At 34.3% G+C, this 17,369-nt stretch carries 16 protein-coding genes, 1 tRNA gene and 3 pseudogenes; 13 read left to right on the top strand and 7 right to left on the bottom strand.

Annotated elements, in window-relative coordinates; all coding sequences use genetic code 11:
• The first annotated feature begins 47 nt into the window (after positions 1-47).
• A protein-coding gene (locus AAGD93_RS06700) for an IS630 family transposase (RefSeq protein ID WP_341819229.1) occupies positions 48-907 on the top strand; the annotation gives its coding sequence in 2 pieces (ribosomal slippage) (positions 48-372 and positions 372-907; 861 coding nt in all).
• A gap of 28 nt (positions 908-935) precedes the next feature.
• On the opposite strand, the pseudogene AAGD93_RS06695 reads toward AAGD93_RS06700, so the two are convergent.
• The 3 genes and pseudogenes from AAGD93_RS06695 to apaG all read right to left on the bottom strand — a co-directional run.
• Positions 936-1,683, bottom strand: a pseudogene (locus tag AAGD93_RS06695) (reverse transcriptase N-terminal domain-containing protein); the annotation flags it as partial.
• A 634-nt stretch (positions 1,684-2,317) separates the two neighbouring features.
• Positions 2,318-2,563: pseudogene (locus AAGD93_RS06690) on the bottom strand (PD-(D/E)XK nuclease family transposase); the annotation flags it as partial.
• A 177-nt stretch (positions 2,564-2,740) separates the two neighbouring features.
• Positions 2,741-3,142, bottom strand: a complete 402-nt coding sequence (apaG, locus tag AAGD93_RS06685) for a Co2+/Mg2+ efflux protein ApaG (RefSeq protein ID WP_179951370.1) — start codon at positions 3,140-3,142, stop codon at positions 2,741-2,743.
• A gap of 99 nt (positions 3,143-3,241) precedes the next feature.
• Here apaG and AAGD93_RS06680 point away from each other — a divergent pair, with 99 nt between their 5' ends.
• On the top strand, positions 3,242-4,306 hold the full coding sequence (locus tag AAGD93_RS06680; RefSeq protein WP_006279559.1) for a 5-(carboxyamino)imidazole ribonucleotide synthase: 1,065 nt from the start codon (positions 3,242-3,244) through the stop codon (positions 4,304-4,306).
• An 828-nt stretch (positions 4,307-5,134) separates the two neighbouring features.
• On the opposite strand, the gene ispD is transcribed toward AAGD93_RS06680, so the two are convergent.
• Positions 5,135-6,328, bottom strand: a complete 1,194-nt coding sequence (gene ispD, locus AAGD93_RS06675; RefSeq protein ID WP_341819386.1) for a 2-C-methyl-D-erythritol 4-phosphate cytidylyltransferase — start codon at positions 6,326-6,328, stop codon at positions 5,135-5,137.
• A 263-nt stretch (positions 6,329-6,591) separates the two neighbouring features.
• On the opposite strand from ispD, the gene AAGD93_RS06670 reads away from it, so the two are divergent.
• The 6 genes from AAGD93_RS06670 to AAGD93_RS06645 all read left to right on the top strand — a co-directional run bounded on the left by AAGD93_RS06670 (position 6,592) and on the right by AAGD93_RS06645 (position 12,206).
• Positions 6,592-7,656, top strand: a complete 1,065-nt coding sequence (locus AAGD93_RS06670; protein ID WP_319803668.1) for an AI-2E family transporter — start codon at positions 6,592-6,594, stop codon at positions 7,654-7,656.
• 129 nt (positions 7,657-7,785) lie between these two features.
• Positions 7,786-8,421 (top strand): DnaA ATPase domain-containing protein, encoded by a 636-nt coding sequence (locus AAGD93_RS06665; protein WP_341819385.1) that lies wholly within the window; start codon positions 7,786-7,788, stop codon positions 8,419-8,421.
• Positions 8,422-8,786: 365 nt separating this feature from the next.
• A complete protein-coding gene (locus AAGD93_RS06660; protein ID WP_341819384.1) occupies positions 8,787-9,773 on the top strand; it encodes a tyrosine recombinase in 987 nt (328 codons plus the stop codon).
• Between the two features lie 55 nt (positions 9,774-9,828).
• On the top strand, positions 9,829-10,554 hold the full coding sequence (locus AAGD93_RS06655; protein WP_341819383.1) for a lysophospholipid acyltransferase family protein: 726 nt from the start codon (positions 9,829-9,831) through the stop codon (positions 10,552-10,554).
• A 51-nt stretch (positions 10,555-10,605) separates the two neighbouring features.
• Positions 10,606-10,875, top strand: coding sequence for a 30S ribosomal protein S20 (gene rpsT, locus AAGD93_RS06650; protein WP_006279236.1), 270 nt, complete (start codon positions 10,606-10,608; stop codon positions 10,873-10,875).
• Between the two features lie 80 nt (positions 10,876-10,955).
• On the top strand, positions 10,956-12,206 hold the full coding sequence (locus tag AAGD93_RS06645) for a citrate synthase (RefSeq protein WP_341819925.1): 1,251 nt from the start codon (positions 10,956-10,958) through the stop codon (positions 12,204-12,206).
• Between the two features lie 16 nt (positions 12,207-12,222).
• On the opposite strand, the gene AAGD93_RS06640 is transcribed toward AAGD93_RS06645, so the two are convergent.
• Both AAGD93_RS06640 and AAGD93_RS06635 read right to left on the bottom strand, forming a co-directional pair.
• The gene (locus AAGD93_RS06640) at positions 12,223-12,396 is read right to left on the bottom strand and encodes a hypothetical protein (protein WP_156517996.1); all 174 of its coding nucleotides are present in this window, start codon (positions 12,394-12,396) and stop codon (positions 12,223-12,225) included.
• A pseudogene (locus AAGD93_RS06635) lies at positions 12,396-13,539 on the bottom strand (transposase). Before AAGD93_RS06635 ends, AAGD93_RS06640 begins: the two are co-directional and overlap by 1 nt.
• A 154-nt stretch (positions 13,540-13,693) precedes the next feature.
• Between AAGD93_RS06635 and AAGD93_RS06630 the strand changes: the two are divergent.
• From AAGD93_RS06630 to AAGD93_RS06615, 4 genes are all read left to right on the top strand, one after another.
• Positions 13,694-13,828: a hypothetical protein gene (locus tag AAGD93_RS06630; RefSeq protein WP_255324782.1), complete on the top strand. Its 135-nt coding sequence runs from the start codon at positions 13,694-13,696 to the stop codon at positions 13,826-13,828.
• A gap of 86 nt (positions 13,829-13,914) precedes the next feature.
• The gene (locus AAGD93_RS06625) at positions 13,915-14,217 is read left to right on the top strand and encodes a hypothetical protein (protein WP_265027197.1); all 303 of its coding nucleotides are present in this window, start codon (positions 13,915-13,917) and stop codon (positions 14,215-14,217) included.
• A gap of 24 nt (positions 14,218-14,241) precedes the next feature.
• Entirely contained in the window at positions 14,242-14,544 is a 303-nt protein-coding gene (locus AAGD93_RS06620) for a hypothetical protein (protein ID WP_231115838.1), read from the top strand.
• A gap of 107 nt (positions 14,545-14,651) precedes the next feature.
• Entirely contained in the window at positions 14,652-16,178 is a 1,527-nt protein-coding gene (locus AAGD93_RS06615) for an acyl-CoA carboxylase subunit beta (RefSeq protein WP_015589410.1), read from the top strand.
• A gap of 46 nt (positions 16,179-16,224) precedes the next feature.
• On the opposite strand, the gene AAGD93_RS06610 is transcribed toward AAGD93_RS06615, so the two are convergent.
• Positions 16,225-16,297, bottom strand: a tRNA-Thr gene (locus AAGD93_RS06610).
• Positions 16,298-16,544: 247 nt separating this feature from the next.
• On the opposite strand from AAGD93_RS06610, the gene mutM reads away from it, so the two are divergent.
• Positions 16,545-17,360: a bifunctional DNA-formamidopyrimidine glycosylase/DNA-(apurinic or apyrimidinic site) lyase gene (gene mutM / locus AAGD93_RS06605; protein WP_341819924.1), complete on the top strand. Its 816-nt coding sequence runs from the start codon at positions 16,545-16,547 to the stop codon at positions 17,358-17,360.
• Positions 17,361-17,369: the final 9 nt, after the last annotated feature.

Here is a 17,369-nt window from a genome sequence, read left to right as displayed (position 1 = left end):
AAGTCCGGATGTGATAGGATAAGGATAGATGATGATAAGGAGGTTGAATGCCAGCAGCATATAGTTATGATTTAAGAAAAAAAGGAATGGAAGCGCTAGACGAAGGAGAAAGCAGAGAAACAGTGGCAGCAAGATTTAAGATTGGACGAACTACTTTATGGGAGTGGCAGCAAAGAAGAAAAGAAACAGGAGACTTTCAATCAAAAAAACTTGGAAATGGGGGTTACAATCACAAAATTACCGACTGGGATACCTTTGCCAAATTTGCCAGAGAACACGGAGGAAAGACTCTATCGGAAATGGCTAAACTTTGGAACAACGTTAGTATCCAAACGATCTATCGAGCCCTTAAAAAAATTGGATTTACGCGCAAAAAAAGACATATGGATACAAGGAAAGAAACGAAGAAAAACGTGCTGAATTTTTGAAAATTATAGCGACAAAAGAACCTAAAAACTTAGTGTATATAGATGAGTCTGGCATTGATAACACCGAAGACTACCCCTACGGATATTGCCAGAAAGGACAGCGGTTTTATGCCTTAAAATCTGGAAAGAAAACTCAACGAATCAGTATGGTTGCAGCCTTAAGTGGAAGAAAGATAGTTGTTCCGTTAACCTTTGAAGGCCACTGTAATATGGATGTTTTTAATGGATGGTTTGAGCAATTTTTGACACCGATCTTGGAACCTGGACAGACTGTCATTCTTGACAATGCTACTTTTCATAAGTCTGATAAGATTATCGAGCTTGCTAAAGGGGTTGGTGCAGAAATTTTGTATCTGCCGCCTTATTCTCCAGATTTCAACAAAATTGAGCATCATTGGTTTGCTATAAAAAAAAGAGCCAGGAAAAACATTCCTCTATTCGAATCCTTTCGTCGTGCTGTTGATTCTGCCTTCCTATGACCTGTTCGGACTATTATGAGAAATGCTATAACTGTTCAAGACCATCTAAGGTAAAGTTAGCTAGTATTGGAGAAATTATACTTCCTTGCGGAGTGCCAGCAGTTGTGGGATACAGAGTTTTCGATTCTAGGAAACCAGTTTTTAACCATCTATGAAGAATTTTCTTCTCCATAGGAATATGCTTCATGAGCCATTCATGGTTAATGTTATCAAAACAGCCTTTGATATCACCTTCGAGTATCCATTGTAGTTGATTACAACTTGCCAGTAATAAGTGGCAAGCCACAGTAGCGTCTGCGCAGGATCTTTTAGGTCTAAAGCCGTAAGAGTGACGATCACTGATTGTTTCAGCTACCGGTTCCAACGCGAGCAGATACAATGCTTGCATCGCTCTATCTTTTATCGTGGGTATACCAAGAGGCCTTCTTTTGCCATTAGATTTACTGATATAAATTCGTTTGAGCGGAGAAGGTTTATATCCTCTTTGTTTTAACAGCTTTATTCCTTGAAATTTAGCATTGCAAGTTGACCATAGTTGACGATCTACACCTGCTGTGGTTTTTCCTTGGTTTTCAGTTACTCTCTTAACAGCCAAAGCTTTTCCGCTAAAAGAGCGTGTGAGAAGATGTTGTAAAGCTTTTACCTTACCCCATCTTCCTTCTTGGACAGCCTTAACAATACGTCTTTGTAGCCTCACAATAACTTTCTGGCATTTCTTCCATGGCAATTGCTTCCATGCTTTCGGTAGATGCACTTACAGTTTTACTTGTAATCATCTGCTTTCCTACCTTAAGTGGTTAACAAAGTTTCTTGTCACGAGGGACCAAATGGAAGTCTGCTCGTTTTCACGAGAATTAATGTTACAAATTCTATCCATTTCGTTACAAAATGGCATTCGCTTTCTCCATTCTCCTTTACCTGCACTTCCATCAGCATTCCTTGCGGTTTGCTTGCCATGTAGGCGAAAATACAGGCTTACCCTGTTCCTTCTATCATGCAACAGTGGGTTAGGTGACTTCTCTATACCGGTGGAATTGTTATTTGCGTACATCCAGAAATGAAGAATGTAACTTATCCACATTACCTTTTGGTCAGAGCTTATCAGCATCTTTAGCTCTTTCATCGTATCGGTACTTATAAAGCTTCACTTACGTTCACCATACCACTAAACCTAGCCCTCCAACCACATGATGCTTGCAGTTTATGCCCCTCTCACGATTGAGCATCTTCTTTTTCAAGAGGAGGTTCATTGTCCGCATCGTTTGGCACCAACCGGTTGCCCGATTCGCACTGATGCATAGACTCAGATGGCAAAACATCTGGTTTAATAAGTTTTAGAACCCTTTCAGTTTCTTTCTGAAGGAAATCTTCTCCTTTTAAACAATATGACCGAAGACTTTCAGGTCGCACCATTTCTGCTATATATCTATTTCCGTGAGAATCCTTGCAGAGAACATCAACAATACTTTGTTTATCAGAGGCAACTTCGGGATCCATAATAGTGCTAAGAAACTCAACTTCTTGTATTGCATTTATCTCAGTAAACCCTAAAATATCGTTCAAAAAGTGGATCAGGATATTCTTATTTTTTTCCGTTCCAAAGATTTTTTTGAAACACAAATCATTGCGAGGATCGAGAAATTTTGAAAGAGCCATGGCAAAAATGCTTGAAAATATTAATAATTATACACTATTATTAACAATTATTCAACCATATTTTTGAAGATAGCTAGTTTCTGTATTTATTTTAAATTGAAGAAAGCTCAAATGAAAGATCGTGCTTTGCTAAAAATCACAGAATGCAGTCTGGTTACAAATAAACTATTTTGACAGTTAATGGGGTCTAGTTTTGATGTATGGACTATCCAAAGAAAAGGGTGGTATCATAACTTCAAAAACTTTTATGCTTTCTTCATTCAGAAATTCATACTTACCCTGCATTATTCCTGACGGTACATTTAAGTATGTTCCACTTGTGTATTTAAATACCTCTCCAGATTTTATCACAGGCTGTTCTCCGATAACACCAACTCCGGCAATTTCATTTACTTTGCCCTTATAATCTATTATTTGCCAATGACGACTTAACAATTGAATAGTTGATTGGCTTTTGTTTTTTATCTTAACGTTATACATCCATACATAGCAATTTTCATAAGGAATGGATTGCTCTTCAATGTAAATTGGTAAAACTGTAACTTCAACAAAGTTGGTAGTCAATGTGTATTCTAGAATCATTATAGAATATTCATGATAAAAAGATAATATTCTAATTATATGCTTTTTTCATAGATTTTTCAAGTATACTTTAATTAGGAAATATCAATTTATAGTATGAACGAACCAGATGCGCTTAGCAAAAAAGTAATAGGAATAATAGGTGGTGGACAATTAGGTAAAATGACTGCTATCGCTGCAACAAAACTTGGACAAAAAACACATGTTTTTGCCAGTGCTAAAGACGATCCGGCTTGCTCTGTTGCTGATGATTTCACAATAGCAGATTTCTCTGATAAGAAAGCTCTTGAATCTTTTGCACAGAGTGTGGATTTAGTTACTATTGAGTCTGAAAATATTCCATGTAGTGCAATTGATATCGATGTAAATTTTTATCCGGGTAAAAAAGCGTTACACATTTCGCAGAACAGACTGAGAGAAAAGGATTTTATTAAAAACTTGGGTATAAAAACTGCTAACTATAAGAGTATACAAAATTATAATGAGCTACTGAAAAGCAGTAGAGCTTTTGGCTATCCAATAAGGCTGAAAACAACAGAAATGGGTTACGATGGAAAAGGACAATATGTGCTTGAGAATGATTCTGAAGTGAAGCAATTTGCTTCCTTTGATTGGAATACAGAGTACATTCTTGAAGCAAGTGTTGATTTACTGAAAGAGGTTTCAATAGTCGTTGCAAGAGATAAAAACTGTAAAGTAGCTTTTTTTCCTATAGCAGAAAATTACCACGTTGATGGAATACTTGATACTTCAACAGTGCCAGCTAAAATAGATAGCAAATTAACTCAAGAGGTACAACGAGCTGCAAAGAAAATAGCAAATGCGCTTGATGTAATAGGAATTCTGGCTATTGAATTTTTTGTTACTAAAGATAACGAATTGTTAGTTAATGAACTAGCTCCCAGACCTCACAATTCTTGCCACTGGAGCTTGGATGCATGTAACGTTAGTCAATTTGAACAGCTAGTTAGGATAATATGCGGGTTACCTATGCAGGAAGTAGTATTACGCTTTCCTTGTATGACGAAAAATATAATAGGTAATGATATATATGATTCTCATAAGTATTTGAGCAACGAAAAAGCTAGTTTAACCATATATGGGAAAAAAGAGGTTAGGGATAAGCGTAAAATGGGACATGTCAATATAGATTTAAGTTAACAGTTTTTCTACGTCATACCGCCACAACTGTACGAACATTGTGATATGATGAGATGTTACATAGTAAACGGTGTCATTCTAGCACCTCTTTTCCCGTCATCCCGCTGCTTGTTAGCGGGATCTCATTTCACTTTATGAAGGTGTCATCCGAGTAGCCTGACTACTTGGATCCAGGAATTTTATTAAGTTGGTAAGCATAAAAGTGGCTGATCTTATGTTAAAACACAACGTTCTTGATGAGATTACAGCAAGGCTGGATTCCAGCGTCAGCTACTTGAATGACAGCAGTCCTACGTCATGCCGCCGCGGTATCTCTAGATCCCGCTAACAAGTAGCGGGATGACGATTGTCGTTTAGCCATAAATATTAAGAAATTTACCAACCGAAAAAAAAGGCAAAAGAAGCCCCGTGGTGGTTGGCTATTTACTATGTACTAAAATATCGGCGTTTTTTTTATTCTAAAACGCTTGATTAAGAGCGATTTAGCTGCTTTTAACTTGCAACTAACCTACACCGCAAGTGTTTAAGAAATTTACTAAGCAGGAAAAAAGGCAAAGAAACCCCGTAGTAGCTAGCATTCAAATTCTCCCTTGTCAATTTGACGTTTTTTGCTGTCTTAAACGCTTTGTAAGCGCGTTTCGGCTTATATAGGTAAAAACCTAAAAATTTTTAAAGACATGCGATGCACGTAGTGCGAAAAATTAAACATGAGACGCCAAATACCCTAAGTTTTTTGTCATTAACCTGCACAGATTGCGAAGATAAATAAATAGCTTCAGTTTCATGATAAGGGGACTGGCGAAGGGTGTCAAGTAAGTTTTTTCGTTTCTATTCCCAATAAAAGTTTGTATGCAATAACACAGAAGCATGCACTGCTATTCCTTCATTTCTTCCAATATAACCTAATTTCTCTGCAGTGGTTGCTTTGATATTTACAAATTCATCATCAATTTCTAATGCTTTTGATATGAATTTCTTCATTTCTACTTTGTAAGGCGATATTTTAGGCTCTTCACAAACTATAGTAATATCTAAATTAGACACGCTGTACCCTTTTTCTTTTGCTTTTTTAGCAGCAAAGTCAAGAAAGTGAGATGAATTGCAATCTTTCCATTCAGAGGAACTAGGAGGAAAGTGCTCTCCTATGTCGCCACATCCCAGTGCTCCGAGTATTGCATCAACGATTGCATGTATTGCAACATCACCATCTGAATGTGCTTCTATTGCCATGTTGTGTTCAATTTTCACACTGCAAATTTTTATAAAGCTTTCAGCACCATTTTGAACTTTAATGAACTTATGTATATCATAACCGGCTCCGACACGAAATTTTGGCTCTTCAAAAAGAAGCTTTGCCATATTGATATCCTCTTTTGTGGTTAACTTAAAATTGCTTTTCTCACCTTTAATAATCGCAACATGTTTTTTGTGCTCTACCATTAGTGATGAATCGTCAGTAAATTCTTTGACTGATTGATGGCATGATAATAATTCTTTGAAATTAAAAATTTGAGGGGTTTGTATGGCTCTGAGCTTTCCTCTTGAAATCGTAGATTCAATAAAACTATTACTCACCAATGACATAGTGTCTTCAACTTCTATTGCTGGAACTACTCCTGTATATTGATCATTAATCATAGATTCAACCAAGTTATCTATCAGAACATCTGACACAAAAGGCCTACAAGCATCGTGTATAACTACAAAATCTGGGTTAACTTTTTGTAAGCTTTCAAGCCCTAGTTTAACTGAACTTTGCCTGTTTTCTCCTCCGTATACAGGGCTTAGTAATTTAGTGTCTGTAATTAGTGATATAGCTTTCTCATAGAAACTTTCATGGTCTCTATTAATTGCTATTCTTATGTAATCTATATATTGGTTAGCCAGAAATCTTTTAATTGTATGAAATAAAACAGATTTACCTGCCAGTTTTATATATTGCTTAGGAATCGTAGAATTGCATCTACTGCCTACTCCCGCTGCAACTATTAATGCTGCTATTTTGTATTTCTTAACGCACATATTTCTTTTTGTAGAAGCTTTCCTCTCTATCCAAGATTCTTTCCGAAAAATAAAATTTCTGACATCATATAAAAGTTACTTCCCCTATTAACTAGCATAATTATAATAGCAAAAGAGATATTTAGAGAGCTCAAAATCTATCTTTGCCTGCGGATTAAACAACTAAATTTTAGTAAAAAACGATAGTATTACAAATCGTAAAATACTTTCAACATAGGAAAAATAAATTGCATATTTTTCAGTAAATTAGCTATGCTAAACACATGCAAAAACGTCATATAACTATTTGTTTCATACTGCTTTTTATAATAGGGATGTTATTCCTGATGCGTCCTATGATTTTTCCATGTTTAATATCTATTATTATTGCATATTTGTTTAATCCGCTAGTAGTCAAGTTTGAAAAGTATAGAATACCACGTTCATGTTCTGTAATTTTTATAATACTTGTTTTATTAATAGCTTTTATACTAGTCATAACATTTGTTTTACCTATTATATATGTTCAAATTACTTCAATATTAAATTTCTTAGTGAGTAGAGTGCCTTCATTAAAGCTTAAAGTAATCCCCTCTGTATTAGAATTTCTTAATATAAAAATCGAGGATAGCTTATTTGATCACTTATCTAAAAATCTAGCAGAAAATTACAGCAACTATGTATCTTATTTCATGAATGCTCTTGATATTGCTAGTAACTTTATAATCCAAGTGTTAAGTTCAAGCTTTAACACGGTATCATTAATGGTGATTACTCCTGTAGTGTTTTTCTATATATTACGTGATTGGCCTTTAATTATAGAAAAAGCTAATAAATTAATCCCTATTCCTTACAGGGGAAAAATTGCAGATTATTTTTTCAAAGTGGATTTCATTATATCTAATTATCTAAAGGGGCAGGTAAATGTATGTATTGTCATGATGATCTTTTACTCTGTAAGCCTGAGCATAATCGGATTGAAACACTCTATTGTTATTGGAATTTTATCAGGAATGTTAACGTTCATACCTTACGTAGGGCCATTATTATATACCATTATTGGGTTTTTGAGCGCTATCACTCAATTTAGTGGATGGTTTGAAAGTGCTGCTGTTTTGCTATTATTTGGTGTTGGGCAATTAATAGATTCAAACATATTAGTTCCTTTATTAATAGGAAAAAAAGTTCATATACATCCAACTGTAATTATTCTGGGAATTACTATATGCGCTTCATATTTTGGATTTATAGGTATATTACTTTTTATTCCAATAATAGCAATGTTCAATGTATCAGTAGAATATGCAATCAATAAATATTTTAAAAGTGAGCTTTATAAAAACGGCTAACAGACCTTTTGCATAATCAATTTATGGTAAGAGGAGAAATGAGCCCAGAATACCTGACACATTTGAGGAGCGTAAGTAAATTTCTGCGCAAAAATTACTACCAGAAAGAGGTTACGTAAGAGGTTCAACGTGCAATTAAATTTATTTAACAACAATCAAGCTGATTATAGTCGGCAAAATTACATCGTCTTAGATGAAAATAAGCACGTGTATAATTCGGTAGTTAATGATTTATCTTGGAAATGTCTGATTCTTTTTGGACCTAAAAGCTCCGGTAAAACTCATCTTGCTCATATTTGGCAATCAATAAACGATGCAATTTTTATCAATGTGAATAACTTCGTAAGCGAGATTAGGTATAGCGATGCTTTTATTTTAGAAGACGTACAAAGCATTAAAGATGAAGCAATGTTATTACATTGTTACAATTACATGAAAGAAAGTGACAAGAGGCTGCTAATCACTTCTTCAATTTCACCAAAAAAGCTTAACTTCAAATTAAGAGATTTAAGTTCTCGAATATTATCAACTATCAGCGTAAAAATTTTGCCTGCAAGCGAGGAATTATTAAGAATTATGCTAATAAAACGATTTTCAGATAAACAGTTAAAAATTGATTTAAAAGTGATTAATTATATTTTAGCAAGAATAGAACGTTCTTTCTATAGCATTGATAAAATTATAGAGAAGATAGATAATGAATCTATAGGGTCGAATGTGACCGTTCCTTTTATTAGCACTTTATTAAAAAAAGATGCCATTTGATTTCTTCTTTTGTAAAGGTGTATATTAAAAATTTATTAACACCCATAACACTAACGTAATTGAAAGCTCTATCTGTCCATGTTAGAATTATAATCAATGTTATGTTATAATAAATATGGATAGATACAGCTAAGAAGTATTCTATATTTATAGTAGAGCTCACTTTATAAGGTGTTTTTTATAGATTTAACGTTATAATTTAACTATGATAAGAGTAAGATTAAATTTAAGAAAAAGGTTAAAGCAAAAGTTTGTGATGTTCACTCTATTGATAAATGCTTTATTTGTCTCATATTTTCTCATAAGAAACACAGGGAACACTTCTAATCAAATTATAGCCAAAGAAATAAATATAGGAGCTGATAATGAAAAATAAACAGTCGCAAAATAAAAAAGAAAATCTTTACATAACATATTACATAGATGCTTTAGCTTCAGAGAGGTCCGCTGCACAAAATACTCTGGAAAGTTATCGTTCGGATTTACACCAGTTTGAAGAATTTTTATTGGAAAGCAGCACTACCTTGGTTGGTGTAAACAAAACCAATATTAAAGATTATGTGAAATCTTTATGTACACAAAAAAAATATAAAAGTAGCTCTATATCAAGAAAAATATCCGCTATGAAAAATTTTTACAAGTGTCTATTTAATGACGGAATAATAGATTTTAATCCAGCGCCGGCTAATGATGCTGAATTACAGAATCCAAAAGTTTCTCGTCCTTTGCCTAAGTATTTAAGTGTCGAAGAAATATTTTTGCTAATGGACGCAGTGAGAAAATCAGCAAGCGAATCGAATAAAGAGATAAGCAGTAAAAGGCTATGTGCGATTTTAGATATCCTTTACTCTTCTGGAATGCGTGTTTCTGAACTAATTAGTATGAAATTATGTGAAGTGTTGCATTTAATAAACGGTAATAACAAAGAATGCTATATAATAATAAAAGGAAAAAGTGGTAGAGAGAGGCAAATTCTTTTTAATGAACAAGCATTGCAGAGCCTTAGAAATTATTTATCAGTTCGTGACAATCTGCTCTCTAACAGAAAGGAGTCTGATTGGCTATTCCCAGGTGATAAACCTAATAAACCAATTACAAGGCAGAGGGTCGGTCAATTAATGAAGGAGTTAGCAAGAAAATGCAATATTGATGAAAATAAAATCTCTCCACACGTGATTAGGCATTCTTTTGCTACCCATCTACTAAATAGCGGAGCAAATATTGTGTTGATACAGAAAGTTCTTGGCCATACTAACCTTTCTACAACACAAATATATACTCATATTGCTAACGAAAAGTTAAAGGACAAATTAGCTGATTCGCATCCTATTACTCAGATGATCAATAATTAAATTTATTGTTTTTAATTTGTAATAAAGTTAAATTTAAATAAATTTATGTGAGTTTGTGATTTCAAGTTTATTGTTTAATTTCTTTCTTATATTATGGGAGGTATTCTATACTTTCATTACTCTCCCTGTAATTTTCTTTTCTGAGTGTGTAATAACCATTTTCCTCGTCTGTTCGGTGAGAGTTGTATTATTCATGCTGCGTTTATTATGTGGCATTAAATATGAAGTGAGGGGAATGGAAAACATCCCTAAGCAACCTTTTATCATTGCATCTAAACACCAATCTCCATTTGAAACATTTATTTTTATACTACTATTTAGAAAAGTGGTTTTTATTTTAAAACGTGAATTGAAATGGATTCCATTCATTGGTTTGCATCTTATAGCGCTGAAAATGATTTTTATTAACCGTTCAGATGGTATCAGTTCTATACGCCATATAATCAAACTAGCAAAAATGCGTATAAAAGAAAATAGAAGCATAATAATATTTCCTGAAGGTACAAGAACAACTATAAACCAAAATATAAAATATCAATCAGGTATTGCTGCTTTATATAGTGTATTATCTGTTCCTGTGTTACCGGTTGCTTTAAACACTGGTTTGTTTTGGCCAAAAAGCATACTTTCTCTGAGAAAGAATCCCGGAAAGGCAGTAATAGAAATATTGCCCCCAATATATCCTGGGTTAAACAAAAATGAATTCTTGCAAAGTTTAGAAAAAATTATTGAAGAGAGAAGCAGTAGATTAACCATAGAAAAAACTGATATTGCAAATTAACAAAAAAACTTTATAATTAAAAGAAAAGTATAGTATTTTAGGTATTAATATATGGCAAATCATAAGAGTGCTAAAAAAATGATAAAGGTAATAGCAAAACGCACTTTAATAAATAAGATGCGGAAAAGTAAAACTCGTACCGCTATTAGAAAATTGGTTGATATAATCAAGTCTGGCGACAAAGAAAATGTTGTTCTGGCATTTCGGAATGCTGAATCTAATTTACACAAGTGTGTGAATAAAGGTGTTATTCATAGGAATACTGCTGCGCGTAAAATAAGTCGCTTAAATGCAAAAGTAAAAGCATTGATGACCGCTTAATACGGTTAATGTAAAGTTAACTGTATTAATATATACTCCTCAGTTTGTATATTCTGTATAAAATTTAAGTAGCTTAAGTGATGGATAAAAAAGTGCTATTAGAACTAAGTAATGGATTAAAAATCGAGCTACCTGTATTAAGCGGAACAACAGGTCCTGATGTGTTAAATATCAAGGATTTATATAAGATGACAGGATTATTCACTTACGATCCAGGGTTTGTTTCTACAGCTTCATGCTCTTCTACAATTACATTCATTGATGGAGATGAAGGAGTTCTTAAATATAGGGGACATAATATAGCTGATTTGGCAGAGAATAATAATTTTACTGCTGTGATTTATTTATTGCTCTATGGTGAATTACCCAGTTCAGAGCAACACAAAAAATTTCTTCTCAAAATACAAGAATCATCCAAAGTATCAGAGCAAGTTACAAATGTAATTAAAGCATTTCCAAAAACTGCTCACCCTATGTCAATCTTAGTTGCATGTTTTGCAAGTTTGTCAGCATCTTATCATGAAAAGCATGGCAACAATGTCAATGGTGAAGACCTAGATTTTGGAATTTCTGCAATAGCGCAAGTTTCCACAATTATTGCAATGATTTATAGGCATATCAACAATCAGGAATTCATAAATGCTAACAATGAATTAAGTTACAGTGAAAATTTCTTAAAGATGATATTTGGCGATGCTGTTGATAATGATAAAAGCGCCCTTTTTGCAAAAGCTCTGGATAAAATATTTACTCTCCATGCTGATCATGAACAGAATGCTTCTACGGCGGCTGTCAGATTGGTGGGATCGGCTGGTTCTAATCTGTTTGCAAGCCTCTCTGCAGGAGTTGCTACACTTTGGGGACCAGCACATGGTGGAGCTAATGAGGCAGTTATAAATATGCTAAAAGAGATAGAGCAAAGTGGAGATATAGATAAATTCATCGAAAAAGCTAAAGATGATAAGGATCCATTTAAATTGATGGGATTTGGACATCGTGTTTATAAAAATTATGATCCGCGCGCGCGCATATTGAAAGACGCTTGCCATGAGGTTCTAAGTAAACTAGAACAAAATAATGAATTGCTCAAAATTGCAAAAAAACTTGAAGAAATAGCTTTAAAGGATGAATATTTTATTGTGCGTAAGTTATATCCAAATGTTGATTTTTACTCAGGTATAATAATGAATGCTATCGATATTCCCTCAAATATGTTCACGCCTATTTTTGCACTTGCAAGAACCACTGGTTGGGTTACTCAGTGGTATGAAATGATAAATGATAAAGAAACTAAGATCTGTAGACCAAGGCAACTCTATTTTGGTAAATAAATTTATTTTCACTTCATTAGACTTCTTGCATAACCCAAACTAAGTAGAAAAAAGGTGTCATCCGAGTAGCTGACACTGGTTCCTTTACGACGGAAGTGTCCAGAGGTGTCATTCCAGTCTGGAATCCAAAAAAAAGGATGGTGTCATTCCGTATCCGTTCAGCCAATGGCGTCAACTTAAGAACTTTCATTAGCAAACTCTCCTAAAGACATGATGGCGTTTAGGCTTATCTACTTTATTGCGGCTGTCCCGGTCGGATTTTAACTTTAGCGCGTATACTTAAAAAGGGCTTGAAAGTTTTTTGGTGCAATAAGTACCTGATAGAGTTTCTGTCTCATTACACTAAATAAAACTGAAAAATTTAAACGATACTCAGTAATTTGATCTGGGTTCCAAGGCCCTTGTGCATCACACATATGAAGCGATAATATATTGCACATGACCAAGTTTGCCCAAAATTCTTGTAATACAGCCTCTCCAGAAAAATTCTCTAACTCTGCTCCTACTTTGAGTCGTTTATAGCACTCCTCTATGTGCCACCTTAACACATAAGCTTTGCTCCAAAGTCTCGGTCAAAAACTCTGTTTCTCAGTTGGCTAATGTCAGCACTATAACTCTTACTTTCTGTCCTTTCATTTTATTTTTTAGCTTTTCATTTTCTAATATAAAATCAAAATCTAATTCGCCAGCGTTCCCATAGCTTACTATAATTTCTTTTTTGCAAGCGAAAAATAAAATCTACTTCCAAATCATAATGCTGCTGAATGAATTTTACTGAAGACGATCATAGATAAATAATAATTTCTCTTGATTTAATAAACGCATTTGAGTGATAACTTCGGGTAATTGCTCTGCCGCCAACGTTTGTTCACCTATATTCCAAGCTGCAAGACGAGCACTGCAAATCAATGAAGTACACAAATCAACAAACAAATTGCCAATGGTGCCTGTTGTTCCATTTGGTTCAAACTCGGATACAATTTCCCCAGAGCTGGGTAATCTCATACCAGAACCATCTGCTGCAATAAGTCTATAGCCTCTCCAACTCAGGTTCATCCTGATAGGCTATTTGGATGCTTAAATTCTTGAAAGCCTGTATGGCAAATCTTATACCTTGCTTTAGAAAAAGCTTGCTTTGAGGGTACATGTCAATGGCTCCATAAGTTCACATTCTATTCCCAAACTTTTTTTAACTAACTTTAAAATCATAGAAAATACTGTCGAAAAAGGAAGTTTTCTTGTTCGTGTAAAACTCAACACAATGGATTTTCTGAAAAGTTTTCGAGTATATTATATTTTTAATTTGTAGAATAAGGTTTTTTCCTTTTTGCATATTTCACCTAAAAAGGACACATTTTAGACTTCTTTGTTGAAATAAAACAGAAACAAAAGTGCTGTCCCTTGCACTCTTTGGATAATTTAATGATAAAAAATTTGGAGAGAAATTTTATACACTATCGCTGATATTTTTCCTTAAGTTGACGCCATTGCCTGAACACTTACCTAATGATGAAGCTATCGAAAACATAGCAAAGAGACTTCAAAAATCTATAGACGATGCAAAAAAGCACAAGGTCATGTTTAGTGTTGATGTATTCCAAGGAGAAAAAAGTCATCAATAATAGATTATTCGATACTGATCTTATACCACCTCATGGAGCAAGATAAAAATGTTACTGAGACTGGAAAAGAAAAACTACGGCCTCTTATGTTAGAAATGTTTAATCTAGTTTCAACAGGCACTGATGTGAGCCAAGAAGTTCGGAGATTATTGCCAGAAGATATACTGAAAGAACGCGGCGAATATTTGTCACGTCTAAAACAAATTGTAAGTGATAGTATTGAAAATGACAAAAAAAAAGAAATTGTAGTAGAAAGAGATAATAAATTTTATTATGTACAGTGTCCAGAAAAAAGTGTGATCACTCCTGCAAAATTTATGAACTCCCCGGAATTTAAGGACTTAGAATATGGTGCATTGCGAATAGGAGAAGGAGATAATCTAATCTGAATAAAAAGCTGGCAATATCATGATATGCAAGGCAAAGTAAAAATGACCTTTAGGGTAGGCGATGAAAAGATCGAAATGATTTTATCTTCTGAAAAAGCTGAAAGTTTTGGTAAAATAATGGTACATATGGATGACAAAAGTTGTGAAATCTTCTCAAAGTACCTAAAAGAGCTAGAAAAAGAACCTCGTATAAGCAAGGTTGTTGAAGCTGCTAAAAGTTTTGCACAAACAAAAAGCAGTGCAGTTAGTCCACCTCTTTCTAATATGAAAAGTGTTGACACATCGCAACATTTTCAAAGTAGTGACCATGAATCACCAGAGCATTAACAATTATCATACATACATTGTTGCATATAGCAATAGTGTATGTGTATAGTTAGTAGGGTTTGTAAACTTAATAAAGTCTACAACTAATTTCAAAACTACTTTATTGTATGCAAGACTTTAAAATACTAGAAAATCTAAAAACCAAAGCACTAGAAGCTGAAAAAGGAGGCGGTTCTGACAGGATTACCAAACAACATGAAAAAGGGAAATTAACTGCTAGAGAAAGGCTCAGTATATTGCTCGATGAAAGTTCTTTTGCAGAATACGATAAATTCGTAAAACATCATGCAAATGATTTTGGCATGCAAAATGCTAATTTTTTAGGTGATGGGGTAGTGATTGGTCATGGTACTATTTATGGCAGAAAAGTTTTTGTTTATTCTCAGGATTTTACTGTCTTTGGTGGTTCACTTGGTGCGTCACATGCAAAAAAAATATGCAAAATTATGGATATGGCAATTAATGCCAGAGTTCCAATTATCGGACTAAATGATTCTGGTGGAGCCAGAATTCAGGAAGGAGTAAATTCTCTTGCTGGTTATGGAGAAATTTTTCAAAGAAACGTAAATGCATCGGGTGTTATACCACAAATTTCTTTAATTATGGGCCCATGTGCAGGAGGTGCAGTTTATTCCCCAGCATTAACTGACTTTACTTTCATGGTGAAAAACAGTTCATATATGTTTATAACCGGGCCAGATGTAGTAAAAAAGGTTACCTACGAAGATGTAAGTTTCGAAGACCTCGGTGGAGCAAAAATTCATACAAGCAAAACAGGAGTAGCGGATTTTGCATTCAATAATGATGTTGAAATGCTGCTAAAAATGCGTGAATTCTTTACTTTCTTACCAGCAAATAATCAAGAATCACCAAAATCTGCACCAATCTGTAATGATGTTGACGACATTGATGAATCCTTAAACACTCTAATTCCTACCAATCCTAATACTCCTTATGATATGTATGAACTCATTGAAAAAGTTTGTGATGAAAGGAATTTCTTTGAACTGAAACCTGATTTTGCTCGTAATATCATAACTGGTTTTGGTAGAATTGGAGGAAATACTGTCGGTATTGTTGCAAATCAACCTATGCACCTTGCAGGATGTTTGGATATTGATTCTTCAAGAAAAGCTGCGAGGTTTGTAAGGTTTTGTGACGCATTTAACATTCCGATCATCACACTTATTGATGTTCCAGGATTTTTGCCGGGTACAAATCAAGAATACAATAATATAATACAACACGGAGCGAAACTGCTTTACGCTTACGCTGAAGCGACCGTGCCGAAAATTAGCCTTATCACTAGAAAAGCGTATGGTGGTGCATACATTGTTATGAATTCGAAACATCTAAAAGGTGATATAAATTATGCCTGGCCAACTGCTGAAATAGCTGTGATGGGCCCTGAAAGTGCAGTTGAGATTATATTTCGACACGAAAAAGATCAGCAAACGTTAATTAAAGAATATAAAGAAAAATTTGCTAACCCATTTTTTGCTGCATCATATGGATACATTGATGACATTATAGTGCCAAGTAAAACAAGGTATCACTTTTGTAAAGCATTAGAGCTACTCAAAAACAAGAAGGTAGAAAGGATATGGAAAAAGCATGACAACTTACCTCTGTAACTTTCTTCTAAGCCTTGCTTGCAAGTTATGCGATATTATAAGAGTGTGCCGTTACCAAGACTCGAACTTGGGACCTCGTCATTACCAATGACGTACTCTACCACCTGAGCTACAACGGCAAGTTTATATATTATGATAATGAATAACACAAAAAAGAATAAGGAAAAAGAAGAGGAGAAAAAAAGATTAGCGAAAGCTTTAAAGCAAAATATTTTGAAAAGAAAAAAGCAGCAACAGAGTAGACAGAGAACCCTTTCAAAACTCGTTTGTGGTGAGGAATTTTTAGGAGAAAGCACCGCAGAATACTCGAATGTATTTGAGAACGACAAAATTACCATCAGAAACTTAAGTTTTGAAGGAGGTATCATGCCAGAACTACCGGAAGTGGAAGTAATCTCTAATTTTTTGCTTGATAAAATTAAAAACAAGCAAATCAGTAATGTTATAGTGAATAATTGGAATTTACGTGCCCCAATAACAAAAAATATTGATGATATGCTAAAGGGCAAAGTCATACGCAACATCAAGCGTAGAGGTAAGTATACCATCTGGAATACAGATGGTAGTGTGGCTGTAATCATACATCTTGGCATGAGCGGAAAGCTTATATATGCTGACCACGATCAAATGCGGAATAAGCACGATCACGTGGTATTTTTATTTTCTGACAATACTTCAATAATTTTTAATGACCCAAGAAGATTTGGATTAGTTATCGTTTTAAATAAAGAACAAGAAACGGATTTTTTTAGCAATTTTGGAATAGAGCCCCTCACGGATGAATTCAGTGGAGACTATTTACAGGAGTTGCTGAAAAACAAAAAAGTGAATATCAAATCAGCGTTAATGGACAATAAATCAATAGTTGGCGTAGGCAACATATATGCTTCTGAGAGCTTGTTTAGAGCCCGTATATCACCACTCAGGTCAGCAAAAAACTTGACCTATAGAGAGTGCGAAAAACTTGCTGCTGAAATAAAAAATACTCTGAGTGATGCAATTGCTGCAGGCGGTTCAACACTGAAAGATTATGCACAGCCATCTGGATCTGCTGGATACTTTCAAAATAACTTTTACGTATATGGTAAAGTTCAAAAACCTTGCAAGATTTGCAATAATATCATAACACTTATACGACAAAATGGCCGTAGCACTTATTTTTGCAACGCGTGCCAGAATTAAGATTTTATT

Source organism: Wolbachia endosymbiont (group A) of Brachyopa scutellaris (assembly GCF_964026995.1).
Taxonomy (GTDB): Bacteria; Pseudomonadota; Alphaproteobacteria; order Rickettsiales; family Anaplasmataceae; genus Wolbachia; species Wolbachia pipientis.
This window is presented reverse-complemented; position numbering and strand designations above follow the sequence as displayed.